Source organism: Desulfococcus multivorans, from assembly GCF_001854245.1.
Classification (GTDB): domain Bacteria; phylum Desulfobacterota; class Desulfobacteria; order Desulfobacterales; family Desulfococcaceae; genus Desulfococcus; species Desulfococcus multivorans.
This window is the reverse complement of the sequence record NZ_CP015381.1, coordinates 721,698-746,087: the sequence shown is the minus strand read 5'-3', so window position 1 is coordinate 746,087 and position 24,390 is coordinate 721,698. Positions and strand designations below refer to the sequence as shown.

General features: G+C 55.5%; 18 protein-coding genes. 4 read left to right on the top strand and 14 right to left on the bottom strand.

Going from position 1 to position 24,390, the window contains the following annotated elements:
• Window positions 1–85 precede the first annotated feature (85 nt).
• The 3 genes from dmul_RS20660 (at window position 86) to dmul_RS03155 (ending at window position 2,681) form a co-directional block, all read left to right on the top strand.
• On the top strand, window positions 86–769 hold the full coding sequence (locus dmul_RS20660; RefSeq protein ID WP_200809327.1) for a hypothetical protein: 684 nt from the start codon (window positions 86–88) through the stop codon (window positions 767–769).
• 93 nt (window positions 770–862) lie between these two features.
• Complete coding sequence (locus tag dmul_RS20655; RefSeq protein WP_020876181.1) at window positions 863–1,150, top strand: integrase core domain-containing protein; 288 nt, start codon at window positions 863–865, stop codon at window positions 1,148–1,150.
• Between the two features lie 157 nt (window positions 1,151–1,307).
• Window positions 1,308–2,681 carry an ATP-binding protein gene (locus tag dmul_RS03155; protein ID WP_234979188.1) on the top strand — a complete coding sequence of 458 codons (1,374 nt, stop codon included), beginning with the start codon at window positions 1,308–1,310 and terminating at the stop codon, window positions 2,679–2,681.
• 54 nt (window positions 2,682–2,735) lie between these two features.
• On the opposite strand, the gene dmul_RS03150 is transcribed toward dmul_RS03155, so the two are convergent.
• From dmul_RS03150 to dmul_RS20855, 9 genes are all read right to left on the bottom strand, one after another.
• Window positions 2,736–3,521, bottom strand: coding sequence for a hypothetical protein (locus tag dmul_RS03150; protein WP_020876179.1), 786 nt, complete (start codon window positions 3,519–3,521; stop codon window positions 2,736–2,738).
• A 156-nt stretch (window positions 3,522–3,677) separates the two neighbouring features.
• A complete protein-coding gene (locus tag dmul_RS03145) occupies window positions 3,678–4,724 on the bottom strand; it encodes a virulence RhuM family protein (protein ID WP_020876178.1) in 1,047 nt (348 codons plus the stop codon).
• 12 nt (window positions 4,725–4,736) lie between these two features.
• A complete protein-coding gene (locus dmul_RS03140) occupies window positions 4,737–8,327 on the bottom strand; it encodes a hypothetical protein (protein ID WP_174376643.1) in 3,591 nt (1,196 codons plus the stop codon).
• Between the two features lie 2 nt (window positions 8,328–8,329).
• The gene (locus dmul_RS03135) at window positions 8,330–10,213 is read right to left on the bottom strand and encodes an AAA family ATPase (protein ID WP_020876176.1); all 1,884 of its coding nucleotides are present in this window, start codon (window positions 10,211–10,213) and stop codon (window positions 8,330–8,332) included.
• 9 nt (window positions 10,214–10,222) lie between these two features.
• Complete coding sequence (locus dmul_RS03130; RefSeq protein ID WP_020876175.1) at window positions 10,223–11,950, bottom strand: restriction endonuclease subunit S; 1,728 nt, start codon at window positions 11,948–11,950, stop codon at window positions 10,223–10,225.
• Window positions 11,951–12,163: 213 nt separating this feature from the next.
• Entirely contained in the window at window positions 12,164–13,261 is a 1,098-nt protein-coding gene (locus dmul_RS03125; protein ID WP_020876174.1) for a PDDEXK nuclease domain-containing protein, read from the bottom strand.
• Window positions 13,258–14,724 carry a type I restriction-modification system subunit M gene (locus tag dmul_RS03120; protein WP_020876173.1) on the bottom strand — a complete coding sequence of 489 codons (1,467 nt, stop codon included), beginning with the start codon at window positions 14,722–14,724 and terminating at the stop codon, window positions 13,258–13,260. Before dmul_RS03120 ends, dmul_RS03125 begins: the two co-directional genes overlap by 4 nt.
• Before the next feature lie 25 nt (window positions 14,725–14,749).
• Window positions 14,750–17,131 (bottom strand): EcoAI/FtnUII family type I restriction enzme subunit R, encoded by a 2,382-nt coding sequence (gene hsdR, locus dmul_RS03115; protein WP_020876172.1) that lies wholly within the window; start codon window positions 17,129–17,131, stop codon window positions 14,750–14,752.
• A complete protein-coding gene (locus dmul_RS20855) occupies window positions 17,131–17,490 on the bottom strand; it encodes a helix-turn-helix domain-containing protein (RefSeq protein ID WP_234979189.1) in 360 nt (119 codons plus the stop codon). Before dmul_RS20855 ends, hsdR begins: the two co-directional genes overlap by 1 nt.
• 134 nt (window positions 17,491–17,624) lie before the next feature.
• Here dmul_RS20855 and dmul_RS03105 point away from each other — a divergent pair, with 134 nt between their 5' ends.
• The gene (locus dmul_RS03105; protein ID WP_020876170.1) at window positions 17,625–17,813 is read left to right on the top strand and encodes a hypothetical protein; all 189 of its coding nucleotides are present in this window, start codon (window positions 17,625–17,627) and stop codon (window positions 17,811–17,813) included.
• Between the two features lie 382 nt (window positions 17,814–18,195).
• Here the strand turns inward: dmul_RS03105 and dmul_RS19625 are convergent, their stop codons facing one another.
• The 5 genes from dmul_RS19625 to dmul_RS03080 form a co-directional block, all read right to left on the bottom strand.
• Window positions 18,196–18,429: a DUF2188 domain-containing protein gene (locus dmul_RS19625; RefSeq protein ID WP_015721203.1), complete on the bottom strand. Its 234-nt coding sequence runs from the start codon at window positions 18,427–18,429 to the stop codon at window positions 18,196–18,198.
• Window positions 18,430–18,469: 40 nt separating this feature from the next.
• The gene (locus tag dmul_RS03095) at window positions 18,470–18,904 is read right to left on the bottom strand and encodes a hypothetical protein (RefSeq protein ID WP_020876169.1); all 435 of its coding nucleotides are present in this window, start codon (window positions 18,902–18,904) and stop codon (window positions 18,470–18,472) included.
• Between the two features lie 38 nt (window positions 18,905–18,942).
• Window positions 18,943–20,232, bottom strand: a complete 1,290-nt coding sequence (locus dmul_RS03090) for a hypothetical protein (protein WP_234979190.1) — start codon at window positions 20,230–20,232, stop codon at window positions 18,943–18,945.
• A gap of 210 nt (window positions 20,233–20,442) precedes the next feature.
• Window positions 20,443–23,565: a DEAD/DEAH box helicase gene (locus dmul_RS03085; protein ID WP_020876167.1), complete on the bottom strand. Its 3,123-nt coding sequence runs from the start codon at window positions 23,563–23,565 to the stop codon at window positions 20,443–20,445.
• A complete protein-coding gene (locus dmul_RS03080) occupies window positions 23,555–24,373 on the bottom strand; it encodes a Hachiman antiphage defense system protein HamA (protein ID WP_020876166.1) in 819 nt (272 codons plus the stop codon). Before dmul_RS03080 ends, dmul_RS03085 begins: the two co-directional genes overlap by 11 nt.
• Window positions 24,374–24,390 lie beyond the last annotated feature (17 nt).

Below are 24,390 nucleotides of genomic sequence, written 5' to 3'. Positions count from 1 at the left end.
TCCTAGGGGTACGGAAACATATGCACCGCTTAAAATCTATTGAAATCAGCAGGGTATGAATCCTGTTCAGTATCGTGGGTTGGGCATGAAATTCAATCTTTTGTTCGTTCTTTTCACCTTCCTGGCGCATCGGTTTCTGCCAAAATACGACGTCCGCATGCAGCTGCTGATGTTCCAGATCAAAATGCTGCGCGACCGAATCGACGACCAGCGCATCGTTCCCACGCCGGAGGAGCGAGCAGAGCTTATCCGGCTGGGAAATGAGATCAACCACGACGTCGCCGACGTCATGCTGGTGGTCAAGCCGCAGACCTACCGGCGCTGGCTGAGTCCGCAAGCCAAGAACCGCTATCCTAAACCGGCTGGCCGCCCCAGCACCGCCGAGGATATCGTGGCGCTGATTCTGCGCATGGCCACCGAGAATCTCGCTTGGGGCTACAAGCGTATCTTCGGCGAGCTCAAGAAACTCGGCATTGCCGTCGGGCTGACCACCATCCGTGACATCCTGAAGCGCTCCGAATGCCCGCCACCGCCCGAGAAGACCAAGAGTAGGCCGTCAGTTCCCTGGTCGAAGTTCGTCAGCGCTCACATGGAATCGCTGGTGGCCTGCGACTTCTTCACCAAGCCGGTCTATACCCTGCGCGGCAAGTTCGACGCCTATGTGCTGGTCTTCATCCACCTCGGCAGCCGCCGGGTCTACCTGAGCCAGCCGACCTTTCATCCCGACGAGGCCTGGGTGATGCAGCAGGCGCGGAATGTGACCATGTAGCTCGACGACCACGGCATCGAGGCCAGATACCTGATTCACGACCGCGACACCAAGTTCACCCGCCAGTTTGACGCCTTCTGGAAGGGGGCCGGGGTGCGCTGCATCCGCATCCCGCCGAAAGCGCCGCAGGCCAACGCCTTTTGCGAATCCTTCATCGGCACCTGCAAGCACCAGTGCCTGAACCACTTCGTCTGCTTCGGCCTCGGCCAGCTGGCCCACATCAACCGCGTCTGGCTCGATTACTACCACACCCAGCGGCCCCACCAGGGCACGGGCAACAACATCATATCCGCCGATTTCCGGCACACATCCCCAGGACCGGTCAAACGGCAGGAGCGGCTCGGCGGTATTGTCGCCTGGTACGAGCGGGAAGCGGCGTAAACAGCGCTTCCTCCTATGTAACATCCGCGCCCATTTTCCGCAAAGCGGGATTGCTCTTGTCGAAGATTTCGGACGGCGGTTCGGTTCCCGAAAACGGAATCGAACGGAATCCGCTTGCCGTTTCGACAAACCATTTGCTTTTTCCGGCATGCCAAGCATGAATGACACCGGTTGCCAAAACAAACAGGGAGCGCCGGGCCATGTCATGATCGAATGCCTGAAACGAATCATCCGTGAATACCAGAGCCTTGAACCGCCGGACGGACTGCTGCCCCGGCGTGTCGCCATTGGCAGTCTGCCGGGCAAGGTCACGGTGGTCACCGGCGTCAGGGGGAGCGGCAAGACTACCTTGCTGCACCAGCGCATCCTGCAACTGATCGAGAGCGGTGTTACCCGCGAGAACATCCTCTCTCTCGATCTGGCAGACGACCGGCTTTACTGGCTGCGGCACGAAAACCCAAACCTCATCCTGGAGGCGTACTTCGAGCTCCATCCACAGAAGCGCGGCAGCGAGACGGTTCATTGCTTTTTCGATGAGGTGCAGGCGCTCCCACACTGGCAGCTCTTCATCGACCGCCTGATGCGCACCGAAAAGTGCGAGGTCACCGTGGCCGGTTCCCTGCTGCCCTCACCGGATGAGGAAACCGCCAGCCCTCTGACCGGCCGGATCGTCTCCTGGGAGATCTTCCCGCTTTCGTTTCGGGAGTTCCTCGACGGCAAAGGCATCGAGAGCGACGGCACGCTATCCACCAAGCAGCGGCTGACCATCCAGAAGGCGTTCGAGGACTATTGGCAGGTCGGCAGCTTCCCCGGCGTGATCCGACTCGACCAGCGCCAGCGCATCGAAACCCATCAGGCAAACTGGAACGCGATTATCGCCAGCATCATCGGCCACCACAACATTTCCCACCCTCGGGCGGTGATCGATCTGGCCCACTGGCTGGCGGACAACAGCGGCTCTTTCTATTCCGTCAGCCACCTGACCGATTACCTGAAATCCCTCGGCCACCGGGTGCGCAAAAGCTCGGTGGTCGATTGGCTCGTCGCGTTCGAGGATGCCGGGCTGCTCTTCAGCGTGAACATCTTTGCCAGCTCGCCAACCCGGATCAGCGTCAATCCCCGCAAGGTCTACTGCATCGACCACGCGCTGGCGGCCTCGGTCAGCTCCGGCATCCTCACCAACCGCGACAGCCTGCTGGAGAATCTGGTGTTCACCGCGCTGCACCGGGTGACGCCGGAGATCTTCTACCACAAGACCAAAACGGGCCGGGAGGTGGATCTTGTCGCGCTGCTCCCGTCAGTGCCGGGACAAGAACGAACCGTAATGCTGGTCCAGGTCTGCGCCTCGCTGGCCGATCCCCGTGTCAAGCACTGTGAAGTGCGTTCCCTCTCCGAAGCAATGGTCGAGCTGGCGGTGGCGGAGGGGACCATCGTCACCTGGCGCACCGATGAGACTATCCCCGTGGGCTTCGGCACCATCCAGGTGGTGCCGGTCTGGCGGTTTCTGTTGGAGGTGGAACCACGAACCTAAAATAGCGGCTCATCTTATTTTAGGTTCGTGCCGTTTCCTAAAATATCAGTCGCGTCACATCACGCCCAGAATCCATCCTTCGACTTGGGCAACAGGGTATTCGCCGGGCAGCATATCTGGCTTGAGAAATTTCTCGAGGCTGCCATCCGTGTCCACCTGCCGCAGCCAGGCGGAAGCAACATAGGCATCGTGCTGGTCGGGAGTGCGACCTTCCCGTGGATAGCTCTTGCTCCACAACGACGGGTAGACCTCCACCAGTGCAGGCTTGCCCGCAGGAATTTCCCAGCCATCGAAGGGCCAGAAGTGGACCCGCTCACAGAGCTGATTGCGCAGGTAGCGTAGCCAGGGCAATCCGGCGTGGGTCGATTTGGCCACCGAACCTGGTACGTCGAAGTGAAAGACCGACTTGGCCCCGGCTCGCTCCTCGGCGATCCGCCGCCAGCGGGCGCTGCCGGAACGGGCCTCGCATTCGCCCCGTGAACCGTGGCGAATGAAATCGACGTAGGTGTGCTCGGCGTCGGTCGGCCAGTGTTTCTGGAAATCATCAAGGAAGGTCGGCCAATCCGGCTCCAGGTGGTGAACCTCGAAATACCGCAGGGGAAAGGAAAAACCGTGGTCGATACCAACGATGGTCGGCACATCCTCGGACAAGCGCTCCGTCAGCCATTCCGCAAGGCCGCGCCGGGTCCAGTATTTGCGCGGGCTGGGTGGCGGCTCCACTTCTACCGGCATAGACTCACGGCTCGCCTCGTAAACCCGAAGTCCCTTCAGACTGGAATCCGGGGTTTCCGCGCCGGAGTAGTCGATACCGATATATCGTTGGAAGGCAGGATGCGTCATAAACTCACTTTCAGAAATTTACTTGATCGGTTACTTGGTCGGTACTTGATCGCTGAGCCAGGGCATGTCGCAAGCCGTGTCGCGAGTTTGCCGCAAGTTTCACCCCCCAAGTCACCCCCCAAGTCACCCCTCAAGTCAGCTCCCAACAAGGCCGTTTTATTCTTTCTCCGGGTCTTCTCCGGCGGACTCGATCTGCTTCACTATCCGGTCAAAGTCACTTTCAAACAGCCGATCCTGCACGATACGGTACTTCTCGAATTCGCTTTCGGCATGAGCTTTGGCAATCTCCGCGCTTACCTTGCCACTGTGCTGCAGAATGTCACGTCCGGTGAACTCCAGGAAGGCGTCCAGTCGCTTGGCCCAGTCCTCCATGGTCATGGGGATTTTGCGCAGTGCGCGTTCCTCGGCAAGATCAAGATAGGCATTCACAATCCGCCCAAGAGCTCCCAGCTCCTCCTTGGCCAGATAGTTTTTTGCCACAGCAACATCGGTTTTCAGAATCTTGCCGTCAGGGGCCTTTTCCCAGGTGGTCAGCCCCATATTGGCCTTGGTACTGTCGGCCCGCTGCAGAATCAACTCAGCAGCGGTATGGCCATGGATGGCAAAATGCAGCTTGTTCTGCACCTTGGCGAAAAACGCCTTGGTGGTCGGCGCGTCCCGATTGTAATCGACACTGGTGGCATAGATGTCGGTGATCTTCTGGTAGAAGCGCCGTTCCGAGAGACGGATCTCGCGGATCTCTTCCAACAGGCGTTCGAAATAGTCCTCACCCAGAAACGCCCCGTTTTCCATCCGCTTTTTGTCCAGCACATAGCCCTTGATGGCAAACTCGCGCAAAACCTGTGTGGCCCACTGGCGGAACTGGGTAGCCCGCACCGAATTGACCCGGTAGCCAACGGAAATGATCATGTCCAGATTGTAATATTCCAGCTCCCTCTGAACCTGCCGCTTCCCCTCTTGGCGAACTGTCAAATATTTTTTGACAGTTGCCTCTGGATTCAGCTCTCCCTCTTCAAAAATGCTTCGAATATGATGGCTGATGTTTTGCTTAGAGGATTGAAAAAGCTCTGCCATCAATTGCTGGGTCAGCCAGATGGTCTCGTCCTCATAACGGGCCTCAATGCTTTGTTCACCCGCCTGACCGGTGAAGATCAGGAATTCAGCGGTGGAGTTGCGGATCAGTTTTTTGTCTCGGTCAGTCATAGCATGTCCCCCTCATTCAACGTCCAGATAATCAAAGCGGCCGAGCCGCAACAGATTTTCCCGGGCACGTTCAGCATTTTCGCGGACCTGAGGGTCTTCAGCAGTCAGGCCAGCCTTCAAAATTGGCTTGGCCTCATCGGCTGAAATGTACATCTGCGTGCCTTGGTCCATGGCATCCGTGATTTTGGCAAAGCATTCGACAACCAATTCCAGGTGATTCGAGAGCAGTTTATTCAGGGCTCTCACCTCAAGCGAAAGTCCAACATCTTTTCCCCGGCCAAGATCGAGAATTTTCGAGTACGATTGCAAACGCCAGTCAGAGCCGAGGCATTCGGCTTCCAACCAAAAGGTAAATTCCTGAAGCTCCAGCGGCTCAGCGGCTTCAAAGCGCCAATCGAAAAAAGCGATAATGCGGTCGGTCAGTGTTTGATCCAGTTGCCTGCCGCTATTTCTCAATGATCGGCCAACATGGTCGAAGAGTTGCCCCCAGCGTTTCCGGTCGTCTTTGGTCTTGTCATAGAAACGCTCAAGCAGGCCTTCGTCACCCGTCAGGGGGTAGACTTCCCAAAGGTAGTAGGTGAAAAGGTGCTGGCCCAGTCTGTCGATAAGCTCCCTACCGTCGCCTTTCTCGTTCGCCAGGATATTGAGATTCTCTATTGCGTATTCAAACTCACCCCGAAGAATTTCAAACGTCAGCTTGACCGGACGGTTAAAGCGGATATAGCTGCCGAAGGTATCCCGCCAAACAGCTTCATTTGCCTGTGGGAAAAAGATTTTCCGTTGCTGGGCGGCCCAATCCCGATTAAGGGTGCAAAGGTTCCCGAAGTGCATCCCCAGCAGCGCCTGCTCAGGCCGGGTTAACGGGATTTCAGCATCATCGGCTAGACGTTCCGCGAGGATTTCGGTCACTTCCGGCAACTGGTCTTCCGGTAACTGGCGGCGAACCCAGAAGCCGAAATTGACAAGGGATTCGAGTGACCGGCTGCGGGTATTGTTGATGGCTTCGGTAATAGGATCGTCGCGGTTAAGCAACACCGGGCGGGCGTGGTCGAGCCGCCAGTCGGACTGCCCGCACGCCTGTCGAAGCAGAGCGGCAAGGCCGTCCCTTGCAGCTATTGGCGCATCCGTATCCTTGTTCACACAGGCGTCAATAAAATCAACCACGGCTCGGCGCGAGCTGCCCCAGTCAGGATGGTCGCGTGATTCGTCTCGTGGCTCGGGTTGTCCTTCCACTCGCGCCGTGTCCGGATGTGACAGGACCCATGCACAGAACTCAAGCCACTGGTCCAGTTTGTCGAAATTCTTCTCTTTGACGAGTTCAAGCATGGCCTTGAGCATGGCGGCGACATAGACCGGCCGAGCAATCCGGTCACGGTTCGCAAGCCAGAAATCCAGCCGCTCGCCATCTGGCACGATCTTCTCTTTGAACAGGGATTGAAAGACGCCAGCCAGCGCGGAGATATTGATCTCAACCAGCCAGTTGTCCTTGTCCCGATGCTCCTCGTTCCAATCGTTTAGATAGGCCAGAAGCTCATCATCGGTGAAGTTTTCAAGATCCTCGGCGGACTTCGGGCTCCGGTAGCTGACCGTGCCTCCGGTTACTCCGCCGTAGGGTGAATAGCTGTCATCGGTAACAGCTTCAGCCGAAGATTCACCTTCCAGCTCATTGAAATACCGTCGGACGTCCCCGCTAAGCAGTGCGGCGAATGGGCGTAGCTGCATACGGTGAAAGTAGCGCTGACGCTGCTGAAAAGCCTCCTCACTGTACCGTTCACCCATCCATTCACGAAAATCCTCTTTCGAAGGCCCGCCGAGAATGGCGTCGAAAATCCCTCTTCGTTCCTCCGCACTGAGCAGGCGGGGGCCGAAGTGTTCACTGGCCTTGCGGATCATCAATTGAAATTCGAAGTGGTGCTCCCATTTGGGATAGTCAGCGTGCCCAAGGATCTGCTCGCGTATCCATGGGAGGGTCTGGTCATTGGGGTGTGACGCGTAAAGGTGTTGCCGCAGTCGCTTGAACACCTTCCAGCGATGATTTCGCAATGCCTGATCCAGGACATCAATAGATTCCGGGGCATTCTCATAGACCTGCTCACAGGCATAGGTCAGCGTCTGCACCAGGGTTTCCTTCGCATCCTGATAGTCGCGGTCTGGCTTATCCAGCCTGCGGCACCAAATTTCCGAATAGTCCTGGTCGCTGCCTTTTTCGAAATCTTCCGGGTGCATTCCCAGCCTGATCATGCTTGCCACCGCATCAATCAGGATGCGGGAAACCTGATAGGGCTCATGCTCAGCCAAGGGGCGAACACCTTTTTCCAGGATTTGCTGATATTCCCATTGATCGAAACGCGGATTCGGCTCTAGCGAAGTGTTCCAGGCTTCCGGGTTATCTTTGCGTCGGGACTGTTTTTCGTCCTCTTTCGGGTCCGGTTGAAAGGCGACCGCATACTGAATGATTTCATGTGCGGCGTTGCGAGGTGGCCCTTGGTCGCTTCCCCACTTTTTGAGAATTTTGACGATGAGTTCTTCCTCGCCCCATCGGTAGGGTGATTTGAGAAACTGCTTGATCAGGGGCTTGAGGCGAAGTGAAAGCGCAGTGTCTTTCAAATCACAAGCGATCGAAAAGATTTCCCTCAAAATGCGAGGGTTGTCCGTCTGTTCCAGACCGAGAATGATTTCAACAACTTGTTCCGGATTTTGTTCGGAAACTCGTTGCAAGTAAAAGATAGGCCACCAGAGTGGAGTGATAATACGGCCGTCTCCTGCGGCCTCTACACCAGGTGGGTTCTTGAAAAAACCATTTTGGGATAACGGATTGATCCATACCGGATTATCGACGGTTTTAAAAAAGTATGCGTAATTGGCGCCACGGCGCTTGATTAACTCAAGCATGTTTTCAACCGCGCCTTGTTCAGGTTGCGGCTTCTCTAAAATCGTTCGAATAGCGCCTTGATCCTGAGCAGTTATCGGGGCCAACAGATCGATGACAATACGCTCGGTCAGAGAAAGCTGCTGCCAAAATGTCTCCTCATCGGGATGAGTGTTGTGATGGGCCAGTGCCTCAAAAAATTTCCACACAGAGTGAAATCGCTCGGATTTCTCCAATCTGATCCCTTGATCCAGAGCGTCGTGCATTGGATCAATCTTGCTCATCACGGAATGAATTTGTTCTTTTCTTGTAGGTATCTGGTTCAGTTCAAAATACTTATCAACGCCTCGTATGGTTTTATCCAGACCGGCATCAATGGTCTTGCCGTTCCATTCTCCCTCATAGCGATTCTTATCCGAACACAGTCGAGAATACAGGTTGACCCTCATGCCTCTAAAGTCAGGCCTCGACTCCTGAATCTCGCTCTCGACAAAAACACGGGGAAGTTTCTCCAGAAGTTCTCTCAAAGACTGCGCGGCCTGAGAGAACCGGTCGGGGTTGTAAATGTTCTTGGCCGCATAAATGGCCCCAAGGTACCAGGCGGCCAGAGAATATTTCTGAGATTTTGTGGCGCTGAGAATTTCGAAGACCTGTTTTTGTATCGAGTTAAGCTCCATCGGGCCTGGGGCTGACTCGGGAAAATCTAATCGATTCTCTTTTATGCGTTCAGCCACGATTAATCCCCACCTTCCGCACCCGCCGGGCATTTCGTCTTGATGAATTCGAACATGGGACGGAAAACTTCAAAGCAAGCCGAGGCCAGGGTTGGCACGACTTCCTTGGCGAAAGCGGTCTTCTCCCCATCTGATTTAAAGACGATCTTGGTACCGCCGACGCAGGGTTCCTGCTGGTAATAATTCTTGGTGGCTTCGAGTCCGTAAAACAGGTGCTCTATCTCACAGCACGAGTCTCCGCCGAAGGTTTCACCCGTGGCAGCATTGCGGATAACTTGCTTTTGTATGTCGGCGTTGGCTGGCACGGGCAGCATCAAGGCGTAAGATTCTCCCTCAGCCCATTTCTTGATCATTCCCTTCAACGGGTCTGTTTCGCTGACGGTTCCGTTCAATCCGTTCCACTGGTCATAGGCCTTGTCGAAATCGAACAGGGCGAAAACCGGCAATCCGCCCATTTCGGTATGTATGCGGTTGTCGGTCAGTAGCTGTTTGATGTAGGTGCAACTGAAGGCATAAAACGGGATGAACGGCATCTCAACGTCATACAGCTTGTACCACGCCTCCTTGAGAATCACCGGGTCGGTGCTGCCCTCGGTGAACAGAACTGGTTTGTTTTCAATCTGGATGGCGTTGATGATGCTGAGCAGCTGTTCCTGCTCGGAATATTTGATGAGATCGGCACTCAATTTTTTGATGGCAACCGACTTGGGCAGGTCATAGCAATTGGCCTGATTGCCTTTAATGTCGAAAAACTTGATCTTCTTTTTGTCATGCGGAATCAACGTCACCGCGCTATGGCTGCTCATCAGCACATGGTTGTTTTTTGCGGTGGTGTCGGTGATCTCGAAGACCTGTTTGAGGAAGTCGAATTGCCATTCCGGGTGGAGGAAGGAGTCGGGCTCGTCGAGCAGGGTGATGCAGTTGCGATCCTTGAACAGCTCGACGATGGAGTAGATGTACACCGACTGAAACTGGCCGTCGCTGAAGTGGGCGATGGTGGCGTCCACGCCGCCGGTCAGTTGCAGGGGAATGGTGATCTCGGCCAGCATCCCCAGGGTTTTCAGGTTGTCAAACTGGCGGAACAGCTCCTGGGGGCTGAGGTCGGCGAATTCCTGGCGGATATTGGCGATATCGAAATAGAGGATATAACGATCGGGATCTGCGAAATACCCCTCAGAGCGCACCGGGCTGCCGGTGGCGGTGTTGATGCAGCCATGGAGCCGGTCGAGAAAGGTTTTGGTGATCCCCTCCGGTTTCCAGTAGCGGTCGGTTTCATCGTTCAATTCGATATCAAAACGGGAATCGGCGGCGTAGGCGGGGCGTTCCAGCACCACCTTCGCTTCTGAAGCCACGGTTTCAATGCCGAGCTTCTGGCAGATGAATTGCCGCGCCCTGCAGGTGTCGGGCTGCATCAGCAGCACGGCCAGCAGCAGATCCTTGTATTCCGGGCCGATGCCGATGAAATACCGCGCCTCGTCAAAATCGGCGCGCTTGATGCGTTTGCGGAAGGCCTCTTCATACTGCTCGACCAGCTTTGCCACGGTGTCATTGTGGCCGGAGTAGTAGATCAGCACATTGTCCGGCAGCGGCGTCTTGCCGATGGTTTTTCGCTCCTTACCGCCGATAGTCAGCTTTCCGGAGTTCCAGCCGATCTCGGTGGCTTTGCCGTCAATCTCGAAGCCGATGCGGTAATTGAAATCGCGGGCGGCCTTTTCACGATCGAACTCGACGATATGGCGGAAGATCTCGATGAGCGCCTCGAACAGGTTGGATTTGCCGGTGCCGTTCTTGCCGACAAAGACATCGATAAAACTGCCGCCGTCGAAGCTCAGGGAAAAATCCCGCAGGTTCTTGTACTGGCCGATATAGAGCGATGTCAGGCGCATGGCATCTCCCTATACCTGAGCCATCACGGCGTTGAGGAGTGCAGTTTGCTTTTCGGTGGCAGAGTCGATCTGCTGGTCGAGCGTGTCGCACAGGGCCATCAAATGGTCGATGCGGTCGACGATGCGGTGTTGTTCGGGGAGTGGGGGGAGTGGATAATCAATATCCCGAATAGTACCCATCGAAATACTCGGTTGCGCAGTTGATTTGAGGTGTTTAAAAATTTCCCGCCTTCCCAGTGGTGAAAGAAGGAAATAATTTAAGTACCGCAGATTTAACTTGCTCTCACATCCAACGAAAGGCTCCATCTTTGCGACGTTCGGGGCCAGGTGCCATCTCTCATTCTTTTCAAAAAGCGCGACATCACCAATGCCAGCACCAATAAATGTTACTAAAAGAGCTGGTTTAGTAAGAGCACATCGTTCTAATAACTCGGAGGTTTTCAAATCGATATATTTCAGATTTGTTGTGTCGATGCTAAATTGACGAACGTTTTGAGCACGAATTACAGGGATCTCTCCCTCGTCTTGAAGATTAACGTATTTCGTATACTCGAACCCAGCGAGCTTCGTAATAAAGAGGATGTCTAAACCCTTAACCCATTCCCATGTTTCTGGAATCGCAGTGTCATGGCAAATGAACTTTGTGTCCTCAGTTTTCTGACCGATTTTTAGCTGTTTGCTCTTCACCAGCCGCTGTTTTTCGGCTTCAATCTCTTTCAGCAGTTCGCTGGCGGACGGGTCGTTGGGGTTTTGGGGGACGAGGCGACCCATGACGGCGAGCTGGAGGATGGCCTTGCGCAGTTCGGCGACGTTTTCCTTGACGGTGTAGAGTTCGCCGAAGTTCTGCTGGATAAAGTCCCAGGCCGAGCCATTCGGCGCGTCGAGCAGTTGTTTGATGGCGGCGGCGTGGACGGCCAGCCGCTTCTCCTCCCGCTCCTTGCGCAGCTTTTCCAGCTCATCGCAACGGGCCATCAACTGGTCGATACGGGCGACGATGCGGTGTTGTTCGGAAGGGGGGGGGAGAGGCATCAAATGGTTGATGACCGTTGAGGTGTTCAGCTCAATCTGATTTGTCGTCCCCGAAGCTGATCCTTCGATCGCATTCTGAACTATAGGGCTTTGAATCCAGCGCCAAAGGAACAACGGCCTGACTTCAATTGGACGAACAACCGTCACATGTGAGTCGGCTACTACTTCAACACCTTCAAGCTCTTGCGGAACAAGACATGCTCGGCCAATGGTTCCAGTACCAGTCGAGTTCCATAGCAAGTCGCCAACTCTCAAGAACCGGATCGGCTCATACTTTTCCAAAGAGGCCGGGTCAATATACCGCGCAGGTTCAAGATCGAGTCCGTACCAGCGCACGCATTTTTGCGAAACCACTCGATGCGTGGAAAAATCAACATATTTCGGCCCCTTTCCGCGCTGAATATATGAGCAAATGTCCCCAAGCCTCACCCACTCCCACCCCTGCGGCAGTTCATAGGGCACTTCCTCCGGCTTGATCGACGGCAGGGGCTTGGGCTTCTTGATTTTTCCTGCCTTCACTATCCGCTGTTTTTCGGCTTTGATCTCTTTCAGCAGCTCCGAAGCGGGCGGGTCATTCGGGTCCTGCTCCACCAGCTTACCCTGCATGGCGAGGGTCAGGATCAACTCGCGTAATTTGGCGATGCCGTCGGGCGCGGCAAAGGCGGTGTCGAAATGCTGTTCCAGCAGATTGCGGGTGGCCTCGGTCATCGTTTGCCCCCGTGCTGAACCCTTGGGAATTGTGCAGGCACCTCTTGCACAAATGGCGAAGAGAACCGCCCGGCCAATTGTCCAACAGCTTGTTGGATATTTACTATCGGAGAACCTGGATACCCGCTCCCCGTCTGCACGGGGACAGGCATGCGGGTATGACGAAAACCTTCAACCCTTCGCGTCTTCGCGCCTTCGTGTGAGGCCATCCCCTTATTCATCTCCGCCCTCCAGTTCCTTCTCGATCTGCTCGATACTGGGCAGGCTGCTCTCAAGGCTCTCAGGCAAAGCGCGGGTCAGTTCAAAGCTTGAAACACCGATAGGCTTGTCGATGCCGCGCAGGGCGTATTCCGCCAGCACCCGGTCGGGTTGCTGACAGAGAATCAGGCCGATGGTGGGTTTGTCGGTTTCATGGCGCAACTGGTCATCGACCACGCTGCAATAGAAATTCATCTTACCGGCGTATTCGGGTTTGAAATCGCCGCGCTTGAGATCGATCACCACATAGCAGCGCAGTTTGAGATGGTAGAAGAGCAGGTCGATGTAGAAGTCTCTATCACCTATGTCGAGGTGGTACTGCCGCCCGACGAAGGCAAAGCCCCGTCCCAATTCCAACAGGAATTTTTCCAGATGGGCGATGAGGCCGGTTTCCAGTTCGCGTTCATGAAAGCCCGATTCCAGGGTGAGGAAGTCGAACAGATAGGGATCTTTCAGCGTCTGCTGCACCAGATCGGAATCGGGCGGCGGTAGTCGTTTGGCAAAGTTGGTGGTTGCGCGCCCCTGGCGATGATGGGCGGCGGTTTCGATCTGCATTACCAGAATATTTCGACTCCAGCCGTTTTCGATGGCTGCCTGCATATACCACTTGCGGGTAGCTGGATCTTTGACCTTGGCCATCAGCTCGGAATGATGCCCCCAGGGAACGGACTGGATTAGCTCGACGGGGAAAAGTGCCGCAAGCTGTGGCCCTTTTGGATCAGAATCAATTTGTGCCACAGCCTGTGGCACAAATTCCAGGTGCGGATATTCACGATAAAAGGCCAGCATTCGCTTAATGTTGCGCTCGGAGAACCCCTTTTCCTCGGGTAGCTCGTTGTGCAGATCGCGGGCAAGGCGGGGAATCACGCCAGACCCCCAGCCTTCCTGTTGCTGGCGGCGATCAATCATGGCACCAATTTCCCAGTAGAGCCGGATCAACTCGGCGTTGACTGCCAGCACGGCGCGGGTCTGGGCATGGCGTACGCGCTGTTTGATATCGGCCAACAGCCCGGTGTAGTCGGCGGGCAAGGTCACATTTTTCTTTCTGCTCATGCCTTCCCCCCCAGGCAGGCCATCAACTCGGCTTTCAAGGCTGTCTGCGCCGCCTCGAGCTGGTGGACGATCTGCTGGTATTCAGCCATCAGCTCTTCCGGATCGCGGTGGTTGACCTCCACCTCGTGGGGGTTTTTGCAGTCCAGGTTGTAGTTGCGCTCGGCGAGCTCCTTGGCCGAGACCTTCCAGGCCTGCTCGGTGGTCTTGCGCCCCTTGCGCTCGGCACCGCCCCACCAGGCCTTTTCGAGATCGAACTCGGCGATGGTCAGGGGCTTGGAGCGGGAGTAGGACTTGTAGCCTTCCGGATACGGGTGTTCGAAGAACCAGACCTCTTTGGTCGGCCCGCCTTTCTCGAAAAAGAGGATGTTGGTGGCGATGCTGGTGTAGGGGCTGAACACGCCTTTGGGCAGACGCACGATGGTGTGCAGGTTGAACTCCTCAAGCAGTTCGCGCTTGAGGTTGGTCTTGGTGCCCTCGCCGAACAGAAAACCGTCGGGCAGCACCACGGCCGCCTTGCCGGTGTCGTGTTTCAAGAGGTGCATGATCAGCGCCATGAAGAGGTCGGCGGTTTCGCGGGTCTGGTACTTGCGCGGGAAGTTGTTCTCGATGCCGTCTTCTTCCATGCCGCCGAAGGGTGGATTGGTGATGATCAGGTCCACCCGGTCGCGGGGGCCGTAATCCTTGAGCGGTCGGCTCAGGGTGTTATCGTGGCGGACGTTGGTAGGTACGTCGATGCCGTGCAGCATCATGTTGGTCATGGCCAGCATGTGCGGCAGCGGTTTCTTCTCCACGCCGTGAATACACTCTTGCAAGCGCTTGCGATCCTCGGCGGTTTTGACCTGCTTGTTCAGGTGCTCGATGGCGCAGGTGAGAAACCCGCCGGTGCCGCAGGCCGGATCGAGAATGGTTTGCCCGAGCTGCGGGTCGAGCATGTCGACCATGAACTGGGTGACGGCGCGGGGGGTGTAGTATTCACCCGCGTTTCCGGCGGATTGCAGGTCGGAGAGGATCTTCTCGTAGATGTCGTTGAACAGGTGACGGTCGCCGGATTTGTTGAAGTCCACATCTTCTTCGATGGTGTTGATCACCTGGCGCAGCAGGGTGCCGGATTTCATGTAGTTGTAGGCGTCCTCGAAGACCGAACCGACTACTTTGCCATGGGGCGAAACACCGGCGGCGGTGGCCAGTTTCTTGAGCGCGGGAAAAAGGTCGTTGTTGACGAAGTCGATCAGCTCCTCACCGGTCATCCCTTCGGGGTTCTTGGCCCAGCTGGACCAGCGGAAACGGCTGGGCAGCGGCGACTTGTAACCGGGCACGGTGAGCTGCCACTCCTGCTCCTTGTCATCGAAGATCTTCAGGAAAATCAGCCAGACCATCTGGCTGATGCGCTGCGCGTCGCCATCGACGCCGACATCCTTGCGCATGATGTCCTGAATGGCTTTGATCAGGGTGGTGAGTGACATAGCGGTTTATCTCCAGTTCTTTTTATCAGGCGCTATAGAGGGCCTGTTCCAGTTCGTTGACAGCCTGCTGATACTGATCCAGCCCGCCAAAGGCGCGGATGATTTCCAGCGGGGTGCCGAATTCGGTAAAGGGGGCAATGGTGAGAATCTGCGTCTCTTCGATGTGGGCCACGCCTTCATCGGCGTACTTGTCGAGCAGGGCCTCCAGCACACGGCGGGCCTGCTCTCCGTAGCGGGTGAAGTAGTTGCGTTTCTTCACCTGTTCCGCCCTCTCCTTGCGGGTGAGCGGCGGCATATCCCAGGCGACATGGCAGACCAGATCGAAGGGGTCGGAGGCTTTGCCGGATTGCCGCCCGATCTCTTCGGCAAGGGCATCGAAGAACACGCCCTGTTCCGACAATTCGTCGATGATGGCCTGCTTCTTCTCGGTGCTGCTCCACCGGCGGAGGAAATCGTCGAGAGTGGCGTACTCCCTGGCCAGGGCTTTGCGGGTGTAATCTTTGAGGGATTCGGTGATCAATTTGCCGTTGGCGTCGAAATACTGGACGCGCTCGGCGGCGACCTTGACCTCGACACCCTCAACGACGTAACGGCGAATGCCGCCTTTCTCGCCTGGGCCGGGTTCGGCAACGCCGGTCCAACCCTGGTCCTCTCCGGGTTCAGGGTAGGTGACGCCACCGCCAACTTCGGGATCAAGGGGAACATCCGGCGGCACCGGTGACTGATCCCCGTTGGGTTCGTAGATCTGCACCGGATCACCGTCGAAATCAGGGTCGGCAAACAGCTCGGTCGCCTTCTTGAAGTCGATGATGGTGAAGTAGTACTTGCCGTAATCTTCGTTGATGCGGGTGCCGCGCCCGATGATCTGCTTGAACTCGGTCATGGACTGGATGCGCTGGTCGAGCACGATGAGTTTGCAGGTCTGCGCATCGACACCGGTAGTCATCAGCTTGGAGGTGGTGGCAATAACCGGGTATTTGCTCTCCGGAAAGATGAAGTTGTCCAGCTCCGCCTTGCCTTCCTCGTTGTCGCCGGTGATGCGCATGACGTATTTGCTGTTCTGCGCCACCAGGTCGGCGTTTTCATTGACTAGGGCCTGACGCATGCGTTCGGCATGGTCGATGTTTTCACAGAAGACGATGGCTTTGTCGAAGCGGTTGGTCTGCCTGAGGAACTCGGTGATCTTTTTGGCCACCAGCCGGGTGCGCTGTTCAAGGACCAGGGTCTTGTCGAAATCCTTCTGGTTGTAGATGCGATCCTCGATCTCGTTGCCGTACTTGTCGATCATGCCCTTGTCGGGCCGCCAACCGGTCAAATCCCGGTCGAGATCGATGCGCACGACCTTGTAGGGGGCAAGGAAGCCGTCGTCGATTCCCTGCCGGAGGCTGTAGGTATAGATGGGGTCGCCAAAGTAGTCGATGTTGGAGACTTCTTTGGTCTCTTTGGGCGTGGCGGTCAGGCCGATCTGAGTAGCAGAGGTGAAGTATTCAAGAATTTCACGCCAGGCCGAATCGGCAGCCGCGCTGCCTCGATGGCATTCATCAATGACGATCAAGTCGAAAAAGTCGGGGCTGAACTGTTTGTAGATGTTTCTCTCTTCCTCGTTACCGGTCACGGCCTGATAGAGGGAAAGATAAATCTCGTAGGATTTGTTGGCCTGCCGCTTCTGGATCTTGGTCATGGCCGAACCGAACGGCTTGAAGTCGTTGGTCATGGTCTGGTCGATCAGAATGTTGCGGTCGGCAAGAAACAGGATGCGTTTCTTCGCCTTGGACTTCCACAGCCGCCAGATGATCTGAAAGGCGGTGAAAGTCTTGCCGGTGCCGGTGGCCATCACCAGCAGAATGCGATTCTGGCCCCGCGCTATCGCCTCGATGGTCTTGTTGATGGCCAGCAGCTGGTAATAGCGCGGACTTTTGTCGCTGCCGTCGCTGAAATAATCCTGCGTGACCAGCGCATTCTGCTGATCGTTCAGGCCACGGTGCTGCGCCCACCATTGCCACAGCGTTTGGGCTGTGGGAAATTCGTGGATGGCAAGCTCACGTTCAATAATTCCGTCTGTGGCAATTTTGTTGTGGAAAAGAAATCCGTCGCCGTTGGAGCTGAACACAAAAGGCACTTGCAGCATGTCGGCGTAGCCCAACGCCTGTTGCATACCATCACCAACCGTGTGGTTATTGTCCTTGGCCTCGATAATAGCAATGGGGATGTTCGGCTTGTAAAACAGGACATAATCGGCGCGTTTGTGTTTGGCGCGGGTATGCAGCTTGCCACGCACGATGATGCGTCCCTTGGTGAGAGGAAACTCTTCACGGATTTGGGTCGTGACATCCCAGCCCGCCTTCTCCAGGGCTGGCGTGATGTACTTGGTGCAGATATCACGCTCGGAAAGTTGTTTTTTATTCATCAGGCCAACTTCCCCTGTTCTTTCATCCGCTCACAAAAAGCTTCAAATTGCCTTCTCGCCAGTTTGAAGGGAACCGTCTTTCTGTTTTCCCAGCGGTTGATCGTGGAAAAGCTCACGCCCAGCTCGTGGGCCAGCTCTTCCTGGCTGAGCCCCAGTTGTTGGCGGACTTCTTTGACCGTCTCCGCAAAATTTTCCGGTGCCCTTGCCATATCGGTTTGCCTCAATTCCTGGTGCGCCGCCAATTCACCGGCGGCAAGCGAACGCAATGTGCCCAACTTACAAATACGACGATCAATATAGCAGGTGACAACGCATGTGGAAAGCTGAAATTTGGCGGTTATTCCAGAATTTTCCGACACATCCCGCCGCCACCCGGTAAGTAAGCCCCAGAAGATCAGCACGAAAAAAATTCAGCCGACGCCCGACACTTTCTCCGTCTCTCCGGTAAGTAAGCGGGGAAGCAATCAGAAACCAAAACGAGGAGCACCCGACCATGGACATCAACGACCTGTTTGAAGGAATCATGAAGAGTATCAACCAGTTTGCCGACGAGATCGCCGAGCAGCGGTTGCAGGAAAAAATGCAGGACACCGGACGAGGTCCGGAGAATGGGGGTAAGAATGCGGAGAATTTTGAGGCGAAAGAGAAGCGGGGTATGACGGATTTCCCGAAAAGGGAGTGATCGGGGCGGCAGCACCGACACCCTGAAAGCGACGTAAGTCGCTGACTATACGCAGAAAAACAAAACCCGTCCACCAACCGGACGCGGTTAGTGGACGGGTTTGTCTTTTCTAAATGGTGGAGGGAACGCCGACCTACCGCAAAACAGCCTCAAAGCCCTCGCTCCTCGTAACTCCTTGATAATAAACGCCGAAGTCATATCCCACAGCCACTTCCCGGCAACCCGACCAGAGAAACAATTTTCTCCCCCGATTTCCCTGCACCGGACGAGGGTGACGGGTTTGCAGTAAAACCGAATACCTGACGTAGAGCCGCAACAACTTTGAATCCGGTTTTCGGACGCCGGTTCGGTTCCCAAAACGGGAATCGAATTGACCCAGGCATCACCCCTTCGGCGGATATGGATCATTCCCGTGGCTGTCCTTGTTCTGGATTTTCCCGTCCTTTCCGTGGATGTAGAACTCCGTGCCTTGGTTCTGGCTGATCTTGCGCCCGGCATCAACGGCCTCCTGCTTCTTATCGAAGTGGCCGCTGCTACGGGTCGCACCGTCTTTCTTGACGTCCCAGCCGCCATCGGCGTTCGGGACTACATGATGTGATCCTGGTTTCTTTGGCATAGTCGCCTCCTGTTTACATGGTTTCCATTGAGATGTCTGGCTAAGATTGAATCAGCATCCTCTCCTCAGCATGGTCAACACGCCACTCCTTGCCTCGGTCATCGGTCAGGATCACGGTGAAAATGGACCTGCCAATCGAGGCAGAACGGGCGTCCTCCGAATAGTCATCAATCCCGAAATGGGCAGAGAGAACCGCCGTAACCACAGTGCCAGGTGGTGCCAGTTGCTCGGCGTTTCGGAGGAGTGTTCTCTGACACATCCCGGCAAGAGTCCGGTTTCTCTCAATGTCGAATTCCGATGGTTCGATTCGCAGTTCCAGGAGGTCAATTGCCACCGTCGGCAACCGGTGCCGATACGCCAGCCAGGCATAATGCTGAGCCGAGCAGGCAAACATATGAGCGATGCCGCTGGCGAAGCTCTTGATATGTTTGCGCCCCAATTTTTTCTGTCCGAATGGTGTTTCTGCCGTTTCCACTGATCTCACTCCCTGCGCTTTGACTCAGCCAGACAGGTTCACTCCGGCTGCCAGGCGCAATCTGCCCAGTGCGCTTCGTAGCGTTTCACAAAGTCTTTCATCTCCCGGATGTTGGCGACAGGTTCGCGGCAGGCCCGGGCGCAGGTAGAAACGACATCCCGGTAGAACTCCGGAGCGACAGACGTGGTACCGGCATAATTCATAAGCAAGTCCGGAAGGCGCTCCGTGATTTTTGCTCCACGAGGTGCCATCACGATGCTCGGGGGCTCTCCATATGTGTTGATCAACACGTATCGCCAGCTTGGGTCTGCTGCTCCCTGGCGAGGGACAATCTCACAGGGGCATGTATCTCCGCCGCCGGAAATACCTTCATAGACTTCCTTGAGGGCCAGCGGTTTGTGGGCCACCAGGACATAAGGTCCGGCCTCTACATATCTGCCCATGCTTTCGTCGTATTCGATGCCGAGCAAGACTTCCAGGTCAAAACGCGCATGCCGGTCAAGGGACGCCTTCCCCGAGGTGAACCATTGAAGTTCCCGCAGGGTGATCCCGGCACACCTGGCAATCTCTGCAGGCGGGTTGGGCCAGCACGCCACAAGGTTCTTGGCGATTTCGGCCGCGTTGTCATAGTCACTGTCGGCCCAGAAATCATCATCCTCGACGATATCCTCCGCTGCCTTCTCACCTGTCAGTAGCCAGGTGCAGCCATCAAACCCATCGTGGTTGAAATATCGGGGCTGATCGGGCGGCAGAGAGGTCTCCCAGGATGACAGCCATGGACCGGGTTCCCAGTCGAGTCCACCCGCCACTGTTGGCACCGGCACTTGCGCCGGTAAGGTCAGCCACTGCTGGATTCTGTCTTCAACCTCGCGGCTGTTCACGCCTCTGTGACCATCCTTGACACGAAAATCGTGGTCAATTTGAGCGTACCGGCAAAGGGCCTGGATGGCCCCTGTAAGAGACCGGTCATTTCCGTCGTGCTTCCTCAGCAGCCACCGGCTGGAGTCCTGGGCTGAGCGCAGGGAAGCTGGAAGGGATTTCTCCTTGGCATCGGCGACCTCGATCTGGACTCCGATTTTTGCCATTTCCCCTACCAGTTCAGGGCTGGCCGTCGCGATGTGGCGGTTGACCCGCAGGATGTCCGGTCGACCGCGCAAGCCCTCGGCGTTACACCATGCATCCAAAAGAACATCCCGGAAGGGCCTGGGCTGATCGACTGGGGTAAAGGTCATCCACCGAATGGGCAACCCGGCAACGGTCAATCCATAGAGTATGAGCGGGCTGAGCCCGTACCGCTCTGCGTCCTTGATCTTGATCGGGTCTCGCACTGATACGATGCCATGCTCTGGATGGTGGAAAAGGAACTTGGCTATTGCAACGTAGAAATGATGCTCTCTTGGTGATGGCTGCGCCTGCTGATTCATGCTCCCTCCTGGGGAAATGCGAGTTTTCCCCGAGAACTATCGTAGGCTCCGCGCTCCCCCAGCAACCGGGCCAACAGCAGGGCGCGAGATAGTTCGGATCGATGATCTGGATTTCTACTGCAGGAGTTCATTCATCCTCTCCTGAAAATAGGCTGGGTATTTCTCCATCACCGCCCTGGCTCCATCCCGATCTTTTTTCAGCGCCTTCACGAGATCCTTTTTCTGAGTCGCTGCCAGGTTCAAGGATGCGGCAAGGTCCTGAGCGATGACGCGGTCCGAAAAGCCAAGTTCATAAAGGGCAATGGTGGTTTCGGTGGGCAGACCATATTTCAGGCGCTTTTGAAAAAGCTGCAGATGATTGATCAGGTCTCCGGTGCCGTCTTGGTCGAGGGTTTCGATGAATTCAGTCACAGCACCTACAACCAGCGCACCGTCATAAGCGAGCGTCCCTTCGCAGACGTCGACGACATGATCGATCTTGAACTCCCTCCGGCGGGTGCCCCATATCATCTTGGCTTTTCGCTTAAGGATGATTTTCAGGAGATCGCTGAAGGGCTTTCCACTGATCCACCCATGCGCGATTTCTTTTAGCACCTCTGGCTTATCGAACTTGGTGAATACGCCACCGTTGATATGCCGGGTAAGCAATGGCCAGGCAAGATCGAGAGCTTCTGTTTCATCAACAATCGAAAGCAGGCTGTCAGCGTTGGACTGAACCCATCCCTCGATGGCTTGGGCATCCTGAATTCCGTAAAGCGTCCTGCCGTAGATTTTGCGGCGAGCCGGATCTGTGATGTTTGCGGAGATGTTCCCAGCGAGAAGCTGAAACAACTCGCGGATATGCTTCTTTTTCTGATCATCAGCCAGGAAGAAAGCCAGCGTCCCTTCGGCCAGGCGGGTCACATCAGCTTCCGAAAGACCATCCTCCGATTCATCCCAATGGGATAACAGGAAGCTCTCGACGGCACAGATGAGGCTGATTCTCCAGGCGACTTGCCGCTCCACACCGTCTCGTGAGAAATTTTTGTCTCCATGTTGTGCGACTATCCCGGCAGCCAATTTGGCAACTTCAGCAGGATCGTCGATATAGGCCTTGGCAAAATCCAGAGCCTCCATGGTGATGGTGTATTTCTCGTCATCGCTCTTTATGGGGTCGAAGATCGATAGAAGATTGCTGATGCATGGCTCAGAATTGCGCGGCTCCAGAAGTTCTTTCACCTGATCCCAGCGCCATTTATCGTTACGCGCCTTTCGCTTGTCATAGATCACCGGATCGGCAAACAGGATGCTGCCTTCGGTATGCATCCCGGCTCGACCCGCTCGGCCAATGAGGTTGTGGAAATCGCGAACCTTGATGCGCTCCATGCCCTGGTAGACACTGGTCACGATGAGGTATCGAATCGGAAGGTTTACGCCCTGCGCCAAGGTAGAGGTGCAAACAACGAATCGCACAAGGTCGTCACGCATGGCATGCTCCACCGCCAGCCGGATACCATGCGGAGTATTGCCATGATGGGAGAAAATGCCATGTGCCGCGCTCTGGGACGCCGGAGCGTCAGCACCGAGATTCTCGACGTGCAGATGGGTCAGCCGCTCAACTTCCTGGGCGTCAGAAAAATCTGATGGTAAGGCCACGGGTGCGCCTCGCTCGATAATATCAACGGCCTTTTCGCAGACGCTGGCCGCTGTTGACTTCCTTCCGCAGAAAAGAGCGATGCTGCCATTCGGGACCAATTTCAGACCAAGGTAAAGTGCGATAGCCTGCCCATCGGTCTTTTCAGGAAAAAAACGGTCCGTCCTTTCCCGCTTTTTCCTCCCGAGATTGAATCTTTCAATCACCCTCGGAACGAAAAACTCACCTTGTTCAGCATCACGGCTGTCGACGTACTCGATTCTTCCCAACTGATCGAGCCAGCTCGCGAATCCGACCGACCTGAAAGTCGGAATCAGGGTTGTGCCTTCGACGACATTGGGCTCCCCGTTGAGCCATTCTCCAACAGCCTCGGCGTTGCTAATGACCGCTGAGATCAGCACCTTCTGAGTTCCTTCGGGAATCATGGAGCGCAGCGACGTCAGGAGCAGCTCGTATGTTATGCCTCGGGTGCCGCTGTCGAACTGGTGGCCTTCATCAAAAACCAGCAGGCCAATGTGGGCAGCCAGTTCCGGAGCGTGCCGAAGGACGTAGAGCAGCTTCTCGGGGGTTACGACCAGAATTTGTTGGTGCCCCAGGAGTTCGGCAATCTCGAAGTCGGTCTGTAGGGCATCGGACAATTCATCCACCTTGTTGGGTTCGTTGTGGAATGCCTCGACAAGGCTGTTCTTGATCTCATGGCACAGCGCCCTGAACGGGGCGATGATGATGGCCAGTGACACGCGCTCGGCCAGAAACGCGCTTCGAAGAATCAGTTCAGTTGCCTTCGTTTTGCCAGCGCTGGTGGGCATTTGAACGATGGAAGACTCGCCTTTAAGAACATCCGCCTTGCCCAAAAGGTGTTGGGCAGGCCACAGTTCCTTGATGAACGAATCCTTTTGCAGCGCGTGGAGCCATTTGTCGCGGGGCAGCCCGGAATATGACGGCAAAGCCTTCCAGGCAGAATTTTCGAGCTTTTTCCTCAGAACCGCCGCGATCACATCGCCAAACAGAAGCTGCCTGGGTGTACCGAATTCATAGACGGCGTCCCTCAGCTTCGTGGCGAGATCGAGAAGATTTTCTTCGCCATTTCCATCCTCGAAAAACTGGAGAATCCATTTTGAAATCCCGTCGATGAATCCACCGAATGGTCCCTCCGTTTCATCAAAATAGGTTCGCAGATCAGCCTGCAACAACCAGAGCAACAGGTCTTCCAAAGCATCGCCATCCAGATCCGGGCAGTCACCATCGATGCGCTTCGCCAATACCGAAGCGCTCCCAGGCAGATCGCACAGGTAATAGGAGGCGGAGCCCAGAAGCACGAGGTAGGGATCAAGTGTCTCGTTCAGCTTTGACTGGAGGTAGGAGTCGAAAAAGCGGGCGGAAAATAGCAGATTGGTTTTCAGCTCTGCGAGCGAATCGGGATCTGGCTCCTCCCGGTTGATGGCGGCGGCGAGGTCACCAAGCAGGCCAATCGAGAGGGTGAAGAGCTTGGCCGGATCTTGAGTGATTTTGATGTGGTGCTCTTCCGGAACACCGTACTCGAGCATCTTGGCCTTTGACCGAGTGACGCCAAGCAGGAGTTGGGATTTCTGTTCAGGCCTCATCCGCAGCCCTCCTGTAGAGCTCGTGGACGAGTGCCATCATCTGATCCCCTTTGATAACCACTAACGCAAGGTCACCTGAATGCGGATGAGAGGATGCATCGGTCGAGGATGTCAGGTGGCCGTCAAAAAGCGGATTCTCAAAGAGCGCGACTGCTCCATAAACTTCCTTGTATGGGTGATCTACTTCGTTCTGGAAACGCTCAATTTTTTCGGCATCATCGAGCTCATTCCGACCATGCAGCCTTTGCTTGATCGCATTTAAAGACTCCGCCTTTCGTGCTATGTCTTTTGCTGAGCCATCTACAGCATCTTGAAGTCTCGCCTTGGCTTTCTTTCCTGAGAATTGCGCCTTCGCTTCAAAGATCGCCAGCTTATCCTTCGAAGAGGCTTTGCCATCCTTGACGATATGAAAGCCGATGATGTCACTGCCTTTTGTCGACTCGTTCCGAATGGTTTTGTCACCATAGCGAGTACGTGGAACCCAATAGCCAAGCAGGTATTCAAGAAAATCGGCAACCAGCACTTCTCCAAAGTCGCCAGCGCGGATACTTGGTCCCGGTGCATCTTTTGGGGCCGGGAACTTTATGGTGTTGAGATACTCTCCGCGAGAGCACTTGTACCCCCTGCGCCAATAATCGATTTCGCTATCAAAGCAATAGTGATTCCGGAAGTGTTTCGCCCAGGCGGAGAGCACTGCCTCGTCGTTCTCATGACGGAACTCCCAGACTTCGACTTCCTTGCCGTCGGCAGTCTTCAGTCGTTCGCCGGTGTCGATGAGCCATTTAGTGTGTTCCGAAGTCCAAGGCATTCACGTCCCATCCCTGA

Coding starts and splice junctions, on each gene's coding strand:
- dmul_RS20660 (WP_200809327.1), top strand. CDS start 86: ATGAAATTCAATCTTTTGTTCGTTCTTTTCACCTTCCTGGCGCATCGG.
- dmul_RS03155 (WP_234979188.1), top strand. CDS start 1,308: ATGAATGACACCGGTTGCCAAAACAAACAGGGAGCGCCGGGCCATGTC.
- dmul_RS03150 (WP_020876179.1), bottom strand. CDS start 3,521: ATGACGCATCCTGCCTTCCAACGATATATCGGTATCGACTACTCCGGC.
- dmul_RS03145 (WP_020876178.1), bottom strand. CDS start 4,724: ATGACTGACCGAGACAAAAAACTGATCCGCAACTCCACCGCTGAATTC.
- dmul_RS03135 (WP_020876176.1), bottom strand. CDS start 10,213: ATGCGCCTGACATCGCTCTATATCGGCCAGTACAAGAACCTGCGGGAT.
- dmul_RS03130 (WP_020876175.1), bottom strand. CDS start 11,950: ATGACCGAGGCCACCCGCAATCTGCTGGAACAGCATTTCGACACCGCC.
- dmul_RS03125 (WP_020876174.1), bottom strand. CDS start 13,261: ATGAGCAGAAAGAAAAATGTGACCTTGCCCGCCGACTACACCGGGCTG.
- dmul_RS03120 (WP_020876173.1), bottom strand. CDS start 14,724: ATGTCACTCACCACCCTGATCAAAGCCATTCAGGACATCATGCGCAAG.
- hsdR (WP_020876172.1), bottom strand. CDS start 17,131: ATGAATAAAAAACAACTTTCCGAGCGTGATATCTGCACCAAGTACATC.
- dmul_RS03105 (WP_020876170.1), top strand. CDS start 17,625: ATGGACATCAACGACCTGTTTGAAGGAATCATGAAGAGTATCAACCAG.
- dmul_RS19625 (WP_015721203.1), bottom strand. CDS start 18,429: ATGCCAAAGAAACCAGGATCACATCATGTAGTCCCGAACGCCGATGGC.
- dmul_RS03085 (WP_020876167.1), bottom strand. CDS start 23,565: ATGAGGCCTGAACAGAAATCCCAACTCCTGCTTGGCGTCACTCGGTCA.
- dmul_RS03080 (WP_020876166.1), bottom strand. CDS start 24,373: ATGCCTTGGACTTCGGAACACACTAAATGGCTCATCGACACCGGCGAA.